At 62.7% G+C, this 18064-nt stretch carries 17 protein-coding genes and 1 tRNA gene; 12 read left to right on the top strand and 6 right to left on the bottom strand.

Annotated elements, in window-relative coordinates:
• Positions 1-112: 112 nt before the first annotated feature.
• Positions 113-187, bottom strand: a tRNA-Gln gene (locus tag FDP25_RS13160).
• A gap of 93 nt (positions 188-280) precedes the next feature.
• The gene (locus FDP25_RS13165) at positions 281-781 is read right to left on the bottom strand and encodes an SH3 domain-containing protein (protein ID WP_154152515.1); all 501 of its coding nucleotides are present in this window, start codon (positions 779-781) and stop codon (positions 281-283) included.
• Between the two features lie 104 nt (positions 782-885).
• Between FDP25_RS13165 and FDP25_RS13170 the strand changes: the two genes are divergently transcribed.
• From FDP25_RS13170 to FDP25_RS13185, 4 genes are all read left to right on the top strand, one after another.
• A complete protein-coding gene (locus FDP25_RS13170) occupies positions 886-1872 on the top strand; it encodes a 2-hydroxyacid dehydrogenase (protein WP_154152518.1) in 987 nt (328 codons plus the stop codon).
• Positions 1873-1904: 32 nt separating this feature from the next.
• Positions 1905-3677, top strand: coding sequence for a gamma-glutamyltransferase (gene ggt / locus FDP25_RS13175; RefSeq protein ID WP_154152521.1), 1773 nt, complete (start codon positions 1905-1907; stop codon positions 3675-3677).
• A 65-nt stretch (positions 3678-3742) separates the two neighbouring features.
• Positions 3743-4567, top strand: coding sequence for a sulfite exporter TauE/SafE family protein (locus FDP25_RS13180; protein WP_154152524.1), 825 nt, complete (start codon positions 3743-3745; stop codon positions 4565-4567).
• A complete protein-coding gene (locus tag FDP25_RS13185) occupies positions 4561-5349 on the top strand; it encodes a hypothetical protein (RefSeq protein ID WP_154152527.1) in 789 nt (262 codons plus the stop codon). The genes FDP25_RS13180 and FDP25_RS13185 overlap by 7 nt, the downstream gene beginning before the upstream one ends.
• 242 nt (positions 5350-5591) lie before the next feature.
• On the opposite strand, the gene FDP25_RS13190 is transcribed toward FDP25_RS13185, so the two are convergent.
• Genes FDP25_RS13190 through ccmI form a run of 3 tightly spaced genes read right to left on the bottom strand, consistent with a single transcriptional unit; the run spans position 5592 to position 7533 of the window.
• Positions 5592-5828 carry a DUF1289 domain-containing protein gene (locus FDP25_RS13190; RefSeq protein WP_343032051.1) on the bottom strand — a complete coding sequence of 79 codons (237 nt, stop codon included), beginning with the start codon at positions 5826-5828 and terminating at the stop codon, positions 5592-5594.
• The gene (gene ruvX / locus FDP25_RS13195; RefSeq protein WP_154152530.1) at positions 5825-6301 is read right to left on the bottom strand and encodes a Holliday junction resolvase RuvX; all 477 of its coding nucleotides are present in this window, start codon (positions 6299-6301) and stop codon (positions 5825-5827) included. The genes FDP25_RS13190 and ruvX overlap by 4 nt, the downstream gene beginning before the upstream one ends.
• On the bottom strand, positions 6298-7533 hold the full coding sequence (ccmI, locus tag FDP25_RS13200) for a c-type cytochrome biogenesis protein CcmI (protein WP_154152533.1): 1236 nt from the start codon (positions 7531-7533) through the stop codon (positions 6298-6300). Before ccmI ends, ruvX begins: the two co-directional genes overlap by 4 nt.
• 207 nt (positions 7534-7740) lie before the next feature.
• Between ccmI and FDP25_RS13205 the strand changes: the two genes are divergently transcribed.
• The 7 genes from FDP25_RS13205 (at position 7741) to rarD (ending at position 16239) form a co-directional block, all read left to right on the top strand.
• Positions 7741-8985, top strand: coding sequence for a sarcosine oxidase subunit beta family protein (locus FDP25_RS13205; protein ID WP_154152536.1), 1245 nt, complete (start codon positions 7741-7743; stop codon positions 8983-8985).
• 12 nt (positions 8986-8997) lie between these two features.
• The gene (locus FDP25_RS13210; protein ID WP_154152540.1) at positions 8998-9327 is read left to right on the top strand and encodes a sarcosine oxidase subunit delta; all 330 of its coding nucleotides are present in this window, start codon (positions 8998-9000) and stop codon (positions 9325-9327) included.
• 62 nt (positions 9328-9389) lie between these two features.
• Entirely contained in the window at positions 9390-12404 is a 3015-nt protein-coding gene (locus tag FDP25_RS13215) for a sarcosine oxidase subunit alpha family protein (protein WP_154152543.1), read from the top strand.
• Complete coding sequence (locus FDP25_RS13220) at positions 12397-12975, top strand: sarcosine oxidase subunit gamma (protein WP_154152546.1); 579 nt, start codon at positions 12397-12399, stop codon at positions 12973-12975. Before FDP25_RS13215 ends, FDP25_RS13220 begins: the two co-directional genes overlap by 8 nt.
• A gap of 99 nt (positions 12976-13074) precedes the next feature.
• Complete coding sequence (locus tag FDP25_RS13225; RefSeq protein WP_154152549.1) at positions 13075-13674, top strand: superoxide dismutase; 600 nt, start codon at positions 13075-13077, stop codon at positions 13672-13674.
• Positions 13675-14020: 346 nt separating this feature from the next.
• Positions 14021-14479 carry a host attachment family protein gene (locus tag FDP25_RS13230; protein ID WP_154152552.1) on the top strand — a complete coding sequence of 153 codons (459 nt, stop codon included), beginning with the start codon at positions 14021-14023 and terminating at the stop codon, positions 14477-14479.
• An 863-nt stretch (positions 14480-15342) separates the two neighbouring features.
• Positions 15343-16239, top strand: a complete 897-nt coding sequence (gene rarD, locus FDP25_RS13235) for an EamA family transporter RarD (protein WP_154153492.1) — start codon at positions 15343-15345, stop codon at positions 16237-16239.
• Here the strand turns inward: rarD and FDP25_RS13240 are convergent.
• The gene (locus FDP25_RS13240) at positions 16200-16751 is read right to left on the bottom strand and encodes an LOG family protein (protein ID WP_154152555.1); all 552 of its coding nucleotides are present in this window, start codon (positions 16749-16751) and stop codon (positions 16200-16202) included. The two genes, rarD and FDP25_RS13240, sit on opposite strands and share 40 nt — an antisense overlap.
• A gap of 102 nt (positions 16752-16853) precedes the next feature.
• Between FDP25_RS13240 and FDP25_RS13245 the strand changes: the two genes are divergently transcribed.
• Positions 16854-18041, top strand: coding sequence for a LysM peptidoglycan-binding domain-containing protein (locus tag FDP25_RS13245; RefSeq protein ID WP_172982801.1), 1188 nt, complete (start codon positions 16854-16856; stop codon positions 18039-18041).
• The last annotated feature ends 23 nt before the right edge of the window (positions 18042-18064 follow it).

An 18064-nucleotide genomic window follows, 5' to 3' on the forward strand; every position in this document is an offset into this window, starting at 1 on the left:
CGGGGTTGAACATTCGGTCGCGCAGGTCCAGAGCGGAATCAAGGCCGCAGGCCGCTGCGCATCTCTGGGCCGCCGCCCCCGGTACGGCGATTTGGCAAAGCTAAAGAAGAAGTGGCTGGGGTGGTAGGATTCGAACCTACGATACACTGTACCAAAAACAGCTGCCTTACCACTTGGCTACACCCCAACGGTGACGCGCTAGTTACTCTGGTCAGGCATCGGTTTCAAGAGTGCACCGTTAAAAAAATCGCGGCTTTTTGAAATGACCGTTAAAAGCCGCTCACTCAAGGATTTCACCGGCCTTCACGCCCCATAAACTCGTCTTGGGGGCCCAGCCTTCGTAACCGCCTGCCGAGATGTCGCACCAGTCGGTGCTGCATTCTTCAAGATGGGCGATCACGCCCATTTCCAACCGTGCCACTACCATCGCCCCCTCCACGGGTTTCGACAATAGTTCCAGCATGTCTTTCTCAACGATGGCCGTGCGGGCGCCGGACAGCAGGGAATAGTGAATCCAGCCCCCCGCACCATCGCGGTCGCGCACCCGGCGCCAGTGGCCGTGCTCGGCGGTGATCTCAAGCGGAACATCCTTGCGCTTGAATACCCAGTCGATTCTATGGGTCAGGCTGGGCCCGCGCCGCACGTTGCCTTCCGAGGCCTTCATCGACACGAAGCGGGGCAGCGGCAGGTTGGTCACCGGTCCACGATCCTGGGCCCGTGCCGCCCCTCCGACGATCAGGGCCACAGCCACGGCCAATGCCACGCTCGTTTTCATCCGCATCTTCCGATTTCTGCCCGATACTCACGGCGGGGTTCTTGTGCCCCGGCCTTTCCTGCGTCACTCTGACAGCAATGCGCGGGATTTGGAAGATGAAGGAGGCCCCCATGGCATCTGATCGCCTGAGTGTTGTCGTAACGCGACGCTTGCCCGACCCGGTCGAGCAGCGATTGGGCGAATTGTTCAACGTCCGATTGCGCGAGGAGGATACCCCCATGACCCGCGAGGAATTGATCGCGGCGGTGCAGGAGGCGGATGTTCTGGTGCCCACCTTGACCGACAGGATCGATGCAGGGCTCATCGGGCAGGCCGGCGAACGGCTCAAGCTGATTGCAAACTATGGCGCGGGGGTCGATCATATCGACGTGCAGACCGCGCGGGAACGTGGCGTTCTGGTCTCCAACACGCCGGGTGTTTCGGCCGATGACACCGCCGATATGGCGATGGGGCTGATTCTGGCCGTCACCCGCCGCTTGCCCGAAGGGCTGGCCGTGATGCAAAGCGGAAACTGGCAGGGCTGGGCACCCACCCGGCTTCTGGGTGGGCGCATCGCGGGGCGGCGCCTTGGTATCCTTGGCCTTGGCCGCATCGGTCAGGCGGTGGCCCGCCGCGCGGCGGCCTTCGGGATGGAAATCCATTATCACAACCGCCGCCGCCTGCGGTCGGAAATCGAGGATGAGCTTGCCGCGACCTACTGGGAAAGCCTTGATCAGATGGTGGCGCGCATGGATGTAATTTCGATCAACTGCCCGCATACCCCGTCAACCTTCCACCTGATGAATGCCCGGCGTCTGAAACTGATGAAACCCGATGCGGTGATCGTGAACACCTCGCGCGGAGAGGTGATTGATGAAAACGCCCTGACCCGCATGTTGCGGGCTGGCGAAATCGCCGGGGCCGGTCTGGATGTGTATGAAAACGGGGCCGAGGTGAACCCGCGGCTTCGGGATCTGGAGAACGTGGTTCTCTTGCCGCACATGGGCTCGGCCACCGTGGAAGGACGGCTTGAGATGGGCGAGAAGGTGATCCTGAACATCAAGACCTTCGACGATGGCCACCGCCCGCCGGATCAGGTGGTTCCGGCGATGCTGTGATCCATTATCGCACCCGTCCCGGAGGTCCGGCCATGAAACGACTCGTCCCGCTCTTGCTGTCGCTGGCGCTTGCCTTGCCGTTGTACGCTCAACAGGCTGCCGATGCGGTGGCCCCCGAAGGGGCAGGTGCGGGGGCGGTTTCGAGCTCACCTGCGGTGACCAAGGCACAAGAGGCGAAGGCCGCTGGCCGCCCCGTCGCGGCGCGCGACTGGATGATCTCGGCGGCCAACCCGCTCGCGGTCGAGGCCGGGGCAAAGGTCTTGCGTGCGGGCGGCACCGCGGCCGACGCCATGGTGGCCGTGCAATCGGTGCTGGGGCTTGTGGAACCGCAAAGCTCCGGCATGGGCGGCGGGGCCTTCCTTGTCTGGTATGATGCCGCGACAGGGCAGGTGACAACGCTGGACGGTCGCGAAACCGCGCCGCTTGCCGCCACCCCGCGCCTGTTTCAGGACGATGAGGGCGAACCACTGCAATTCTACGATGCGGTCGTCGGGGGCCGTTCGGTCGGTGTGCCGGGCACGCCCGCCCTGATGCAGGCCGCGCATGACCGTTGGGGCACACGGCCTTGGGCCGGGTTGTTTAAGGAAGCCATCCGGCTGGCCGACGACGGTTTCGCCGTCAGCCCCCGACTCTCGACCATGGTGGCGGGCGATGCCCTGCGGCTGTCGCGGTTCGAGGCCACGCGCGACTATTTCATGCCAGACCTGCAATTGCTGGAGGTGGGCCAGACCCTGAAAAATCCCGCCTACGCCGAAACCCTCCGCCAGATCGCAGGGCAGGGGGCAAAGGCGATCTACACCGGCGAGATCGCCCGCGACATTGTAAAGACCGTCCGCACGGCACCGGGCAACCCCGGTGTGCTGCAAGAGATCGACCTAGCGATTTACGAGGTTCACGAACGCGCCCCCACCTGTATTGAATACCGCGCGTATGAGGTCTGCGGCATGGGCCCGCCATCCTCGGGTGGCTTGACCGTGGGCCAGATCCTCGGGCTTCTCGAACCCTTCGACTTGGTCGCGCTCGGCCCTGACAGCCCCGAGGCATGGCGCCTCATCGGCGATGCCAGCCGCCTCGCCTTCGCCGACCGGGGCCGTTACATGGCCGACAGCGATTTCGTGCCGGTGCCGGTCAAGGGCCTGCTCGACAAGGCATATCTCGGCAAACGCGCCGACCTTCTCAAAGGCGACGACGCGCTGCCCGAGGTCACCCCCGGAACCCCCGAATTCGACCATGCCCTGAACCGCGCCGACGACGAGTCGATCGAATTTCCCTCGACCTCGCATATTTCCATCGTCGATGGCATGGGCAACGCACTCTCGATGACCACCACCATCGAAAACGCGTTCGGTTCGCGCCTGATGACCCACGGGTTCCTGCTCAACAACGAATTGACGGATTTCTCCTTTCGCACGCACCGCGATGGCCGCCCCATCGCCAACCGGGTGGAACCGGGCAAGCGGCCCCGCTCATCCATGGCGCCCAGCATCGTTCTGAAAGACGGCAAGCCGATCCTGATCGTCGGCAGCCCCGGCGGCAGCCGGATCATCGGCTACGTGGTCAAAACCCTGATCGCCCACCTGGATTGGGGCATGGACGTGCAAGAGGCCATTGACCTGCCCAATCTGGTCAATCGGTTCGGCCCCTATGACGTGGAGCCCACAAGCCCCCTTGCCCCCGCGTTGCAATCACTCGGCTACGAGGTCAACACCCGCCCGCTGATCTCGGGCCTCCACGCCATTGCCATCGGTGATACCCTGCAAGGCGGGGCCGACCGGCGGCGCGAGGGCGTGGCTCTGGGCGACTGACCTTCCCATCCCCCGCGCCTGCGTGTATCCGGGGCGAAAAGACCCCCTGCAAGAAAGACGCCCCCATGCCCGAAACCATGCTTCTGATCCAAATGCTTGTCGTGCTCCTCGTGATCGGGGGCTTTGCCGGGGTCCTTGCCGGCCTTCTGGGCGTCGGGGGTGGCATCGTTCTGGTGCCGGCTTTTTTCTATGCCTTCCAGACGCTTGGCTATGACGGCCCGCAACTGATGCAGATCTGCCTTGCCACCTCGCTGGCCACGATCATCGTCACCTCGGTGCGCTCGGTCCTGAGCCACAACAAGAAGGGCGCGGTGGATTGGGGCATTCTGCGCACATGGGCGCCGGGGATCGCGCTGGGCGCGATATTGGGCGTACTGGTGGCCTCGAACCTGCGCTCCAACACCCTGCAAGGGATCTTTGGCGTGCTGGGATTGGTCATCGGGGCCTACCTCGGGCTGGGCCGGTCCGAATGGCGGCTGGGTGCGGCAATGCCCAAGGGGGCCACCCGCGCCGTGCTTTCGCCGATGGTCGGGTTTCTCTCGGTTTTGATGGGCATCGGCGGCGGAAGCTTCGGCGTGCCTCTGATGAGCCTTTACGGCACGGCCATCCACCGCGCCGTGGCCACCGCCGCGGGCTTTGGCGTGACCATCGCCGTGCCCTCGGTGGCAGGGTTCCTGTTCCTTGAAATCGCCGCCGAAAACCGCCCGCCGTTCACCATCGGGGCGGTTAACCTCGTGGCCTTTTTCATCGTGATCGCCATGACACTCATCACCGCGCCCTGGGGCGTGAAACTGGCCCATGCGATGGATCCCAAGCCGCTCAAACGTGTCTTCGCGGTGTTCCTGACGCTGGTGGCCCTCAACATGCTGCGCAAGTCGCTCGGATGGTAGAGGGGCTGCTTGAGAAAGGCTGGACGCGCTTCCCGGCGGAACAAGGCGTTCTGGAGTGGGCGGAGGAGGCCCGGCGTGTCGCGCTTGACCGCATTAACGACCCCGAAGAACAGGCCAAATGGCTGCAATGCGAAGGCACATGGTTCGTGGGCGTCGATACCCTGCCCAATGATGCAACCGGCGCAGTGGGGCAGGCGGGGCAACTCCCCGGAGCCGCCATCGCCGCGGCGCGCAGCCTTTACGGCAACCTGCCCCTTCACCCCGGCCAGGTCTCGGTCACCTACCCGGGTTATCCAAAACCCCGCCAAGGCGAAGGCGAGGCCGCCTTCCGCTACCGGCTGAAGCGGGATGCGGCGCATGTGGATGGCCTGATGGCCGTGGGGGAGGCCCGCCAGCGTATGCTGCGCGAACGCCATGCCTATATTCTCGGCCTGCCTCTCACCGCCACCGGCCCCGGCGCCAGCCCCTTCGTGGTCTGGGAGGGCAGCCACAAGATCATGCAGGCCATGTTTGCCGACCGTCTGGGGGCAGACCCCGAACCAGACTGGGGCAACATCGACTTGACCGAGGCCTACCAAGCGACGCGCCGCGAGGTGTTCGAGACCTGTAAACGCGTCGAAATAAGCACCCAACCGGGGGAGGCCTACCTTGTCCACCGCATGGCCCTGCACGGCGTCGCCGCCTGGACTCCGGGTGCCAAGGCCCCGCTCGAAGGCCGGATGATCGCCTATTTCCGTCCCGAACTGCCCTTCGGCACCCGCGACTGGCTGGACCTGCCCTGACCAAATTGAGCGCGCTTCGCGCGCGCCTTATATCTCGTCAATCGCCTGCGGCGCTTGCCTCGGGATGCCTCCGGCGGGGGTATTTCACCAAGAAAAAGCCAAAGCTCTTTTCGGCTTCATTTTTCTTGAAATACTCTGGGGGGTTTGGGCCGTCTTGCAATCGCCCCGGGGGCGATTGAGGCCCAAACGGGGCAGCGCCCCTGATTCCTGCAAAACCTGTGCGGCGCAGCCGCGCCTTTTGGTTAGCCGCGTGCCAGTCGCGCGGCACGTCCGCCGCGGCGTTTCTTGAGAAGGCTGGCGCGGTCGGGCAAGGCGTCGATCACCTCGCGGCGGGCTTCGGCACTCATTTTCGACCAGCGGGTGATCTCGTCGATCGAGCGGTAGCAGCCTGTGCAGATACGCGCCTCGGGGTGTACCACGCAGACCCGCACGCAGGGGCTTTCGATCTCGTCGCGGCTCCAGACCTTGTCGTCACTCACGTCTCTGTCCTCATGTGCCTTAGGCGGTCCAATGCACCTTGCAGGATATAGGAGGCGGCGACATTGTCGATAACCTCGGCGCGACGCTTTCGTGTCGCATCCGCTTCCAGAAGCGCCCGTTCGGCGGCCACGGTGGACAAACGCTCGTCCCAGAAGGTGATCGGCAGGTCGGTGAGTTTTTCCAGGTTACGGGCAAAGGCGCGGGTCGATTGACAGCGCGGGCCTTCGCTTCCGTCCATGTTGCGTGGCAGGCCGAGGATGATCCCGCCGGCCTCGCGCGCCATGGCGATCTCAAGTAGCCGCGCGGCATCCAGACCGAATTTCTTGCGCTTGATGGTTTCCAAAGGCGAGGCCACCGACAGAAGCCTGTCGGACAGGGCGACGCCGATGGTCTTGGTCCCAAGATCAAGGCCCAAAAGACCCCGGCCCATTGGTACGGCCACGGCAAAGCCTTCGATCTCCTCGTAGATCATTCTGCCACGCCCGCCGCCTGCGCTGCCTCGCGTACGAGAGCCATGGCCTCGGGCGCCTCGGCAAAGCGCGTCTGAGCCTCGCCCCAGATGGCGGCGGCCCGGTCGGTTTCGCCCATCACGCCGAGGGCGCGGATCAGGCGGGCCCATTCGGCAGGGGTGCCGCCCTCGTTGGCAAGCCGTTCGGACAGGCGCTGCACCATGCCCTGGATCATCTGCTGACGGTCCTCCGTGCTCATCTCGCCCGCGGCTTCGATATCCGCAGCGCTCGGGCCGGGGGCCGTTTGCCCCGGGGCGGAGGGCAGTTGGTAATCGGTCACGCCCGCGCGCCAGGCCAGTTCCTCGATCCGCTCACGGATCGTCGGCACCCAAGGCGCCGAAGGATCGCTTTCGCGCAGCAGCGCATCCCATGTCCGGAAGGCTCCGTCGGGCCGGTCCACTTGCATCAGGTAAACGCCCAGGTAATACCGTGCCGTCGGTTCGTCCGGGTTGCGTTCCAGCGCCGCGCGCAGGGCCTGTTCGGCCTCTTGGCTGACATATCCACCCGCCGCACTGATCATCAGGTCGGCCATATGGGCGTAATCCCCGGCGCTGGCCCCGTTCCCCTTGGCGGCAATCAGCTTGGCTTGCGCCTCATGTGCCGCCGTGAAATTGCCAAGCGCCGCCTCGTTGCGCACCAGAAGGGTCAGCCCGCGCAGATCGCCCCCGCGTTCGGCCACCGTCTGGCGCAGCTTTTCCATCAATTCCAGGAACTCGGGGCTGGCCTCGGGGGTCACGTCGGGGGCGGGGACCTTTGCCTCGGCCTCGGCCTGGGTCAACCGGTTTTGCCGCGCCTCATCCGAGACCGCCAGCCGCGTTTTCAGGGGCAGGTCGCGATATCCCGGCGCGCCGACTTGGCTATAAAGCGCGAAAGATCCACCAGCCAATCCAAGGATCACCAACCCCGCCACGATAAGGCCCGCACGCCCCGGTTGCCCGCCGCTTTCACCGCCCGCGCGCAATTGCGCATCCGCCGCCAGCACCCGGCGCGAGACCTCGGCGCGCAGCCGTTCGGCCTCGGCCTCGGAAATCACCCCGCGCGCAAGATCGCGGTCCACTTCCTTCAACTGGTCGCGATAGACCTGCAAATCATAGGCCGCAGGCGGCGCATCGCCCACCCGTCCGCGCAACAGGGCAAGCCCCAGTATCAAGCTGACAACTAGGGCCAACACCCCGGCGATGATCCAAAATAACATGGCTTCTCCCCAAAATCCGCCCCCTCATGTAGCCATCGTGCCCGCGTGATGAAAGAGACAAGAGGTCACAATCGCGCCGATGCGCGCCGATGTCGCTTATCGCGCAATTTATGCCGCGCAGAATGGGATTCCAAAGGCGATCCTGTACCATACCGGAATCCATGCGGCCCCCGGGCCCGCGAATCCATCAGATTTCTGAGAGCGCGCATGAAACGTTATTCCGCCTTTGCCGTCGCCCGCGAAGCCCTGCGTTACCACATGGGGTGGGAGCGGGCCTGGGCCTCGCCCGAGCCGAAGAAAAAATACGATGTCATCATCGTGGGGGCAGGGGGCCACGGTCTCGCCACCGCCTATTACCTGGGTAAAAACTTCGGGATCACCAATGTGGCGATCCTTGAAAAGGGCTGGCTGGGGGGCGGCAACACGGGCCGCAACACCACGATCATCCGCTCCAACTACCTGCAGGATCCTTCGGCGGCGATCTATGAAAAATCCCGCTCGCTCTATGAAACCCTGTCGCAGGATCTCAACTATAACGTCATGTATTCGCCCCGCGGCGTGATCATGCTGGCCCAGACCGAGCACGAGGTGCGCGGCTACAAGCGCACGGCGCAGGCCAACGCCCTGCAAGGCGTCTCGACCGAGTTCATCTCGCCCCAGCGCGTCAAGGAAATCGTGCCGATCATCAACCTCGACGGCCCGCGCTATCCGGTCCTTGGTGGCCTCTGGCAGGCCCGCGCCGGCACCGCGCGCCACGATGCCGTGGCCTGGGGCTTTGCCCGCGCCTGCTCGGCCATGGGCATGGACATCATCCAGAAATGCGAAGTCACCGGCGTGTCGCGCGACGGCGACAAGGTCACCGGGGTGACCACCAACCGCGGCGATATCGCCTGCGATAAACTGGGCATCGTCGTGGCGGGCAACTCCGGCCACCTTGCCGATATGGCGGGCTTCCGCCTGCCCATCGAATCCGTCTCGCTTCAGGCGCTGGTGTCCGAGCCGATCAAACCCTGCATGGATTGCGTGGTGATGGCCAACACCGTGCATGGCTACATGTCGCAATCCGACAAGGGCGAAATGGTCATCGGTGGCGGCACCGACGGCTTCAACAGCTACACCCAACGCGGCTCCTTCCACCATATCGAGGAAACCGTGCGCGCCCTCGTGGAGACCTTCCCGATGGTCGCCCGCCTCAAGATGCTGCGTCAATGGGGCGGCATCGTCGACATCACCGGCGACCGCTCGCCGATCCTGTCGAAAACCCCGGTCGATGGCGTCTTCATCAACTCCGGCTGGGGCACCGGCGGCTTCAAGGCCACCCCCGGCTCGGGCTGGGGCTTTGCCGAGCTGATCGCCAAGGGCCACTCGCCGCTTTGCGATGAATTCTCGCTCACCCGCTTCAAAGAAGGCCGGTTTATCGACGAATCCGTCGCCGCCGGCGTCGCACACTAAGGAGGGAAAGACATGCTCATTCTCGATTGCCCCTGCTGCGGCGTGCGCGGCGAAGAAACCGAATTCCACTCCGGCGGCGAGGCGCACCTCAAACGCTTCGGCCCCGGCTCCTCGGATGACGAGTTCCACGGCTACCTTTTTGAGAAGGTAAACCCCAAGGGCGTGCATTTCGAACGCTGGCGGCATGTCAACGGCTGCGGCAAGTGGTTCCACGCCGCCCGCTGCACCATGACGCTTGAGGTTTTCGGCACCTACTCGGCCCAAACGCTTGAGCCACCGCAAGAGATCAAGGACAAGATCACAGCCAAGCGCCCCGGCTGGAGCTGGAGAGAATTCTCATGAGGCTTCATCTTTCCGAAAATACTCACATTCCGACCATCACCACTGGCACGAGGGCCTAGGACATGAGCACACGTCTCGCCACTGGCGGCCGCCTTCTCAATAAATCCCGCACGCTGGGCTTCTCTTTCAACGGCAAACAGTTGAAGGGCGTCGAGGGCGATACGCTCGCCTCCGCGCTTCTCGCCAATGATCAGATGCTCGTCGGGCGGTCCTTCAAGTATCACCGCCCGCGCGGCATCGTCGCCTCGGGTGGGGAAGAACCTAACGCGCTCGTCGGTCTGGGCGAGAACAACAAGTTCGAACCCAACCAGCGCGTCACCACGACCGAGCTTTTCGATGGTCTGACCTGCGCCTCGCAGAACCACTGGCCCAGCCTCGAATTCGACGTAGGCGTCATCAACTCCAAGCTTTTCGCGCGCTTCCTGCCCGCGGGCTTCTATTACAAGATGTTCATGCATCCGCGCCCCCTGTGGAAGCACGTCTATGAGCCCTTCATCCGCCAGTCGGCGGGTCTGGGCAAGGCGCCGCGCGACCGCGATCAGGACCGCTATGAACATTTCTACGCCTTCTACGACGTGGTGGTAATCGGCGGCGGCGTCGCCGGGCTTCAGGCCGCCAGATCGGCGGGGCAGGCCGGGGCCAAGGTCCTGCTGATGGAACAAGACCCCCACTGGGGCGGTCGCGCCCCCGTGGATGGCGGCACCATCGACGGCGACACCCCCGAGGCCTTCGTCGAGGCCACGCTGGCCGAGTTGCGCGACATGCCCAACGTCACCCTGCGCAACCGGATGATGGCGGCGGGCGTCTATGACCACGGCTATGTTCTGGGCTACGAGCGCGTGAACGATCACACGCCCGAGGCCAAGGGTCCCCGGCATCGCCTCTGGCGTATCCGCGCGGGGCAGGTCGTCACCGCTACTGGCGCCATCGAACGTCCGCTCAGCTTTGCAGGCAACGACATTCCCGGCGTGATGCTGGCCTCCGCCGTGCGCGACTACGCGGTCAACTACGGCGTGTCGATCGGCGACCGCACTGTCGTTGTCACCAATAACGACGATGCCTACCTCACCGCGATCACCCTCAAGGAAATCGGCCTTGATGTGCCGGTGATCCTCGATGCCCGCGCTTCGGGCGGTGGGGCTCTGGCCGACCGTGCCCGCGAGATGGGTATTCGCGTCGAGACCGGCAAAGGCATCGCCAAGGTCAAGGGCAACAAGCGCGTCGAAGGCGTGGCCATCTGTGCGCAGGCCGGCGAAGGCGCCGTGCTGGAAGAGGTCAAGTGCGATGCGGTCGCCATGTCGGGTGGCTGGTCGCCGGTCGTGCACCTCTGGTCGCATTGCGGCGGCAAACTCCTCTGGGACGAGGATGAGGCCATGTTCCGCCCCGACTCCGACAAGGCGCCGACCGGCGACGATGGCAAACCCTTCGTCATTGCCACCGGCGCGGCCAACGGCATGTTCGGCCTTGCCGACACCCTGAGCGATGCGCAAGCCGCCGGGCAGGCCGCCGCCACCGCGACGGGCCACAAGGGCAAGGCCACCAAGGCCCCGGCAGGTGAGACACCGCAATATGCCCCCATCGAACCCGTCTGGCTGATGCCGCAGGGCGCCAACATCAAGCTGCGCATGAAAGCATGGCTCGATTACCAGAACGACGTGAAGGTGTCGGACGTGCAACTGGCCGCCCGCGAGGGCTTCGAGTCGGTCGAGCACGCCAAGCGCTATACCACGCTCGGCATGGCCACCGATCAGGGGAAACTCAGCAATATCAACGGTCTGGCGATTCTCTCGGATGCGCTCGGGCAGGCGATCCCGCAGACCGGGACCACCACCTTCCGGCCGCCCTATACGCCGATTTCGCTGTCCTCCATCGCGGGCAATGCCATCGGCGACACCTTCCAGCCGATCCGCAAATCGCCCATGCACGACTGGCACGACGAGAACGGCGCCCATTGGGAGCCGGTGGGCGCATGGCGCCGCCCCTATACCTTCCAGAAACCGGGGGAAAGCGTCGAAGAGGCCGTCAACCGCGAGATCACCCAGACTCGCGAAAGCCTCGGACTGCTGGATGCCTCGACGCTTGGCAAGATCATCGTCAAGGGCCCCGACGCGGGCAAGTTCCTCGACATGCTCTACACCAACATGATGTCGACCCTGAAACCGGGCCGCTGTCGTTATGGCCTGATGTGCGGCGAGAACGGCTTCCTCATGGATGACGGCGTCGTGGCGCGAATCGACGAGGATACCTTCCTGTGCCACACCACCACCGGCGGGGCCGAATCGATCCACGCCCACATGGAGGAATGGCTGCAAACCGAATGGTGGGACTGGAAGGTTTACACCGCCAATGTCACCGAACAATACGCCCAGATCGGCGTTGTCGGCCCCAAATCCCGTGAAACCCTGCAAAAGCTCACCGATGACGACATCAGCGCCGAAGGCCTGAGCTTCATGGGCTGGAAGGACATCACGCTGAATAACACCACTGCGCGAGTTTACCGCATTTCATTCTCTGGAGAGTTGAGTTATGAAGTCTCCGTGCCTGCCAGCCAGGGGCGCGCTCTTTGGGACAGGTTGATGCAGGCTGGGGAAGAGTACGGCGTGACCCCATACGGTACCGAAGGACTGCACGTGATGCGGGCCGAGAAAGGTTTCATCATGATCGGTGATGAAACCGACGGTACCGTCATTCCCCAGGACCTGATGATGCACTGGGCCATTTCCAAGAAGAAAGAGGATTACCTGGGCAAACGCGCGCAGGAACGCTCCTTCATGGCCGATCCCAACCGCTGGAAACTGGTGGGGCTGGAAACCACCGATGGCAGCGTCCTGCCCGACGGTGCCTATGCCGTGGCCGAAGGCACCAATGCCAACGGGCAGCGCAACGTGCAGGGCCGGGTCACCTCGACCTACCACTCGCCCACGCTGGGCCGTGGCATCGCCATGGGCCTTGTCCACAACGGGCCCGACCGCATGGGCGAAGTGCTCGATTTCCCCAAGGTGGATGGCACCGTGGTCAAGGCGAAAATCGTCGATCAGGTCTTCTTTGACAAGGACGGAGAAAAGCAGAATGTCTAACGCAGCTGTCAGCGCCCTCAATGGCGCCACCGTACAGGGCTTTGCCCGCGTCGAAGAGATGGGCCTTCAGGGCATGATCACCCTGCGCGGCGATCTGGCCTCGGACAAGGTGAAGAAAGCCGTCAAGGAGGCCACCGGGCAGGACATCCCCGCCACCCGCACCATCAACGCGGGCGAGGGCGGCGCGGTGGCATGGATGTCGCCCGATGAACTGCTCATCATGGTGGGCTACGACAGCGTGACCGACACGCTGGCCGCGATCGAAACCGCGCTGCAAGGCGAACACTTCCTTGCCGTCAACGTCTCGGATGCGCGTGCCATGTTCCGCGTCACCGGCACCGGGGGCGGGGTTCGCGAAGCACTGGCCAAGCTCTGCCCGGTCGACATGACCCCGGGTGAGTTTGAGCCGGGCATGTTCCGTCGTAGCCGCATGGCGCAAATCCCCGCCGCCATCTGGATGCCCGATGCCGAAACGGTGCAGATCGTCTGCTTCCGCTCGGTGGCCGAATACACCTTCAACCTGCTGCGCGACGCGGTGGCCGAAGGTGGCGAGGTCGGGCTCTTTTCCTGACGGTTTTAGATGGATTTATGCGCCTTTGGGCCTTGACCTTACCGGGTCAAGGCTACCATGTAGTGGCATATGAATTTTCAAAACGAACAGGGGGCCCTCATGGCTTTTGAACTTCCCGATCTTCCCTATTCGCATGACGCCCTTGCCGACCACGGCATGAGCCGCGAAACCCTGGAATACCACCACGACATCCACCACAAGGCCTATGTGGACAATGGCAACAAGGCCATCGCCGGGACCGAGTGGGATGGAAAATCCGTCGAAGAGATCATCAAGGGCACCTACGACGCCAAGGCGATCGCCCAGTCGGGTATCTTCAACAACGCCTCGCAGCACTGGAACCACACCCAGTTCTGGGAAATGATGGCGCCGGGCGGCACCGGGATGCCCGGTGACTTGGAAAAAGCGCTCACCGAAAGCTTTGGCTCGGTCGATGAATTCAAATCGCAATTCGCCGCCGCAGGTGCGGGTCAATTCGGCTCGGGCTGGGCGTGGCTTGTGAAAGACAGCGACGGTTCGCTCAAGGTCACCAAGACCGAAAACGGCGTGAACCCGCTCTGCTTCGGCCAGACCGCGCTTCTGGGCTGTGACGTGTGGGAGCACTCCTACTACATCGACTTCCGCAACAAGCGTCCGGCCTACCTCGACAACTTCCTGAACAACCTCGTGAATTGGGAAAACGTCGCCTCGCGCATGTAATCGCGAGTTTGAACGACTGTTCACCGCGCCCCTCGGCCCCTGCTGGCCGGGGGGCGTTTTTTTTAAAAAAAAATCTGTGCCACCGGGTTTGCGTTTCATCAATGACATCGACGCGACCGAGGCAAGAATGATAAAATGTCCAAGGGCAACAGATAGACGCGGCACCTGTGGGCCAAGTCTTGGCACGCTGGCAACGCCCCTCTGGGTGGTCCGCGCCTAAGGCAATCTTGCCCGCAAGATTGCGGCCCGTAACGAATGAAACCGTGCCAGCCACCTCCGGGCGGGATGCACCGCCTCACGGACATGGGAAAGGGGGATGGCGGCACAGATCGGGGAGAAGACAAAGATGCCAGTTTTGACAAACGGAACATGGGTTCTGATTGCCGATGGCGAAAAAGCCCTCTTTCTCAGAAATACCTTGGACGCAATCAATCCGGGGTTCGAGGTCGTGAAAAAAGAGGAACAGGATAACCCCTCGGACTTTGAACAATCCGCCAATCGCCCCGGGCGGATGCACGATGGTGCAGAGCATCAGCTTTCCGCGATGGATGACACCGACTGGCACGAACTGGCCAAGGAGCGTTTTGCCGATGATCTGGCGGACAAGCTTTATGCTTACGCGCACAAGGGGGCATTTGACCGGATCGTTCTGGTGGCCTCGTCCCGGGTTCTGGGCCAGTTGCGCAAGACACTCCACAAGGAGGTCGAGACTCGCATCGTCGGTGAATTGGCCAAGGATCTCACGAACCACCCGCTCGACAAGGTCGAGACCATGCTCAAAAAGGAATTCGATCCGAACCTGTAAGGGCGCGGCCGGGGCTTGGGCGGATCAAGTCAGCCCGGGGTTTAAACCATGAACAACGCCTGACGTTCACGCGGGGATCTGGGCCTGAACTGGGTCACGGCCTCGATGTGCCTCTCGTCTTTTGGTCAAGCACGGCCACTATTGATGGCCTTGATACACGCACCGCATTTCGCTTTGTACCTGAAGCGTCCCGCCTTATACCTGAGACAGGAATGGGGCGGGGCGCCGCGCAACATATGAGCGTTGCGCACATTTCGCCAAAATCCAGTGGTTCAGGTTTTGGACGAACGCTGTAGGATAGCAGCCACCGGTAGAAGCGCGAGCACCGACTGTGTGGTGCCTGGCATTTTGCGAAACGCTTACGTGCCGGGGGTGTCCGCTGGCCTTGGGGGCAACACCTGCCCCGCGATGCAAAGTTCACCGTAACGATGTCCCGATCCGCTGTACCGGGCCTGCCCCGATCCAAACAGGGCGCCTCGGTAGGCTCGCTGCCAAGACACAAGGGCTTAGCCCCAAGGCACCGTATGGTCAGCCGGGAGGTCCGCGCAGGTGCCCAACGTCTGAATGAGACTCTCGATGAGATCCGGGCAGGCCATTTTGTGACGCTGCCGGTCGGATCGTGTCGTGTTGCGGTGTGTCGATGCCCGTTTCCATCCCGATTCCCGATCTGTTGCTGGGTTTCAAGATGCCATCCAAAGGTTAGCAAAGGGTTTAAACGTACGAGTCGTACGATCGCCCGAAATCATCGCCCGATTTTCGTACGAAACGCGCGTACAAAACGTACGACTCGTACGGTTTCCCGCTTGCCATTCCGCGCGCCATACCCCACCCCTTGAGCGTGGCCAAAACGAACGGGAATGATGATGCGCGAGCCGGTCAAAGGTGTTCTTGCAATGGTGTCTTGTTGCACCATCTGGGGTCTTTCGGCCATCTATTACAAATTGCTCGAACATATCCCGCCAATCGAGATATTGGCCCATAGAACCCTGTGGTCATTGGTTTTTTTCGCCTTGGTCCTGATCGTTCAAGGCCGGTTTCACATGCTGGTATCCGCCGTGGGCACCCGCCGTTCGGCGGCGGTGATCGGCGCGGCGGCGCTTCTCATCTCGCTCAACTGGTTTACCTTCATCACCTCGATTCAACTAGGGAAAGCGGTCGAGGCGTCCCTGGGCTACTACATCTTCCCTCTGGTCAGCGTCATCATGGGTGCCATCGTCTTCAAGGAACGGTTGGGCCGGGTGCAACTCATGGCCGTCATGCTGGCCGGATTGGCGGTCGTGACCCTGACGGCGGGCCTCGGTGTGGCCCCATGGATCGCCCTCGTCCTGGCCATGAGCTTTGGTATGTACGGTGTTGTAAAGAAAGGCCTTTCCGTCGGGCCCGTGGTCTCGGTCACGGCCGAGGTTCTGATGCTGTCGCCCATCGCCATCGCGGTTCTTGGCATCGTGCACGGCCAAGGCGGCGGCACCTTCGCCACCAACTGGCACGACAGCCTTCTATTGGCCTTTTCCGGCATCCTCACCGGCCTTCCCCTGATCCTGTTCAGCTACGCCACCAAGCGCGTGATGCTGTCGACCATCGGGCTTGTCCAGTACTTGAACCCCAGCCTGCAATTCCTTGTTGCGACACTGATTTTCCGCGAAGTCTTTAGTGTCTGGCACGCCATTGCCTTCGGTATGATCTGGACGGCTTTGGCGCTCTATACCACCTCGGCCCTGCGTCAGGACAGGGCCGCGCGCAGGGCCGCCATCAGTTCTTGAACATCCTCGATTTCCTCGATGAACCCAAGCAGGCTTGCATCGGCGAACCCTTCGTCGATCACGTGGTTCATCAATCGCATGAGGGGCGTCCAGTAGCCATCTGTATTCAATAGATAAATCGGCTTTTCATGAAGGCCCAGTTGCCGCCATGTCAGAACCTCGAAAAACTCGTCCAATGACCCGGCGCCCCCGGGCAGAACCACGATCACGTCCGAATTCATGAACATCACTTTCTTGCGTTCATGCATGGTTTCGGTCACCACGTAACGGGTCAGGTCGGTCTTGCCCACTTCCCAGCGCACCAGATGCTCGGGGATCACGCCGAAGGTCTCGCCACCCGCAGTTTGCGCCGCCCGCGCCACGGCCCCCATCAATCCAACGTCCCCCGCTCCGTAAACGAGGCGATACCCAGCTTCGGCAAGCAAGGCGCCAAGCCGGGTGGCCTCGGCTTCATAGGCGGGCTTGCCCCCCGCGCGTGAGCCGCAAAAGACACAGACCGAATGTGTTGACATGAAATTGTCCCCGTTTGTCAAAGGGTTGTTTTGACCAGTGATAGCCTTGTTGCTATGGTCCGGCAAGCGTGTGGCGTGGGGACGTCTCACAGGGGGAAGAGCATGAGCAAACTCGGTGGACTGGCTAGTGGACAGGGGCTTGCGATGACAGCGGCGGTGGTCGTTGTCATCGGCGGTGGCCTTGGGCTCTGGGGATCGGGGATATTGACCCGAGACACCCCTGTGGAAACGGCTGAACCTGTTGTTTTGAAAGACGAAAACCATGTGTCGCCCTCGGAGCCCGACCAACCCACGGCTGAAGCAGCGGCCCCGGTGGATATGCCCGAGGCCCCCCGGATTTCCAATTTCCGCTTGTCGCCTGACGGGGCTTTGCTGGTGGCGGGGCAGGCCACGGCAGGTTGGGACGTGGCCGTGCTTCTGGATGGCACGGAATTGACGCGGGTGCCCACCGAACCCGATGGGGCCTTCGTGGCCTTTGACGATATCGCGCTCAGTTCAGATGCGCGTGTCCTGACCTTGACCATGTATGCACCGGATGGAACGGCATCGCTTGCCTCCAAGGATGAGATCATCGTGGCACCGATGTCAGCGCCTTCGCAGGTCGCTACGATCGAAGGTTCGGATGCGCCTGAGATACCAGTCGCCGCACCGGAGCAACCTGCCCCGGACACAACTGCGAAGGATGCACCCGATCTCGCGGCGACCTCCACTCAACCTTTTGAAGCAGATGGGAAAAAACCTCCGGCCCAGACGGTTCTTCTGTCCAATGCCAGTGGGGTTGAAGTGCTGCAAACCGCTGCCCCACAGGCGACGTCCCCCGAGGTCATGGAAGGTGTGGCACTCGATGCCATCACCTATGCCGAGGATGGAGACGTGCGCCTTACGGGACGGGGTCAGGGGCAGGGGTTCGTCCGGATTTACCTCGACAACAAGGCCGTGACCTCATCTCGTATCACCGAGGACGGGGCGTGGCGCACCGACCTGCCAAGCATCGATACAGGGGTCTATACCCTTCGCGTCGATGAGATGGACGCCGGGGGGCAGGTAACGTCGCGCGTCGAAACCCCCTTCAAACGCGAGGCCGAGGAGGTTGTGGCCACTCAAGGCGATCTAGATCAAAGCGTGCGGGCCGTGACGGTCCAGCCAGGCTCGACTCTCTGGGCCATTTCGCGTCGCAACTATGGTGAAGGCACCATGTATGTCCGCATCTACGAGGCCAACCGAGACCGCATACGCGACCCGGACCTGATTTATCCCGGACAGGTCTTTACGGTGCCCGAGGGCGACTGAAGGCAGGGGTGGCCTTTCGGCCC

The organism is Roseovarius bejariae (assembly GCF_009669325.1).
In the GTDB taxonomy this organism is placed as follows: Bacteria; Pseudomonadota; Alphaproteobacteria; order Rhodobacterales; family Rhodobacteraceae; genus Roseovarius; species Roseovarius bejariae.

Coding starts and splice junctions, on each gene's coding strand:
- FDP25_RS13215 (WP_154152543.1), top strand. CDS start 9,390: ATGAGCACACGTCTCGCCACTGGCGGCCGCCTTCTCAATAAATCCCGC.
- ccmI (WP_154152533.1), bottom strand. CDS start 7,533: ATGTTATTTTGGATCATCGCCGGGGTGTTGGCCCTAGTTGTCAGCTTG.
- FDP25_RS13225 (WP_154152549.1), top strand. CDS start 13,075: ATGGCTTTTGAACTTCCCGATCTTCCCTATTCGCATGACGCCCTTGCC.
- FDP25_RS13205 (WP_154152536.1), top strand. CDS start 7,741: ATGAAACGTTATTCCGCCTTTGCCGTCGCCCGCGAAGCCCTGCGTTAC.
- FDP25_RS13240 (WP_154152555.1), bottom strand. CDS start 16,751: ATGTCAACACATTCGGTCTGTGTCTTTTGCGGCTCACGCGCGGGGGGC.
- ruvX (WP_154152530.1), bottom strand. CDS start 6,301: ATGATCTACGAGGAGATCGAAGGCTTTGCCGTGGCCGTACCAATGGGC.
- FDP25_RS13245 (WP_172982801.1), top strand. CDS start 16,854: ATGAGCAAACTCGGTGGACTGGCTAGTGGACAGGGGCTTGCGATGACA.
- FDP25_RS13180 (WP_154152524.1), top strand. CDS start 3,743: ATGCCCGAAACCATGCTTCTGATCCAAATGCTTGTCGTGCTCCTCGTG.
- FDP25_RS13185 (WP_154152527.1), top strand. CDS start 4,561: ATGGTAGAGGGGCTGCTTGAGAAAGGCTGGACGCGCTTCCCGGCGGAA.
- FDP25_RS13165 (WP_154152515.1), bottom strand. CDS start 781: ATGCGGATGAAAACGAGCGTGGCATTGGCCGTGGCTGTGGCCCTGATC.
- FDP25_RS13230 (WP_154152552.1), top strand. CDS start 14,021: ATGCCAGTTTTGACAAACGGAACATGGGTTCTGATTGCCGATGGCGAA.
- FDP25_RS13210 (WP_154152540.1), top strand. CDS start 8,998: ATGCTCATTCTCGATTGCCCCTGCTGCGGCGTGCGCGGCGAAGAAACC.
- rarD (WP_154153492.1), top strand. CDS start 15,343: ATGCGCGAGCCGGTCAAAGGTGTTCTTGCAATGGTGTCTTGTTGCACC.
- ggt (WP_154152521.1), top strand. CDS start 1,905: ATGAAACGACTCGTCCCGCTCTTGCTGTCGCTGGCGCTTGCCTTGCCG.
- FDP25_RS13170 (WP_154152518.1), top strand. CDS start 886: ATGGCATCTGATCGCCTGAGTGTTGTCGTAACGCGACGCTTGCCCGAC.
- FDP25_RS13220 (WP_154152546.1), top strand. CDS start 12,397: ATGTCTAACGCAGCTGTCAGCGCCCTCAATGGCGCCACCGTACAGGGC.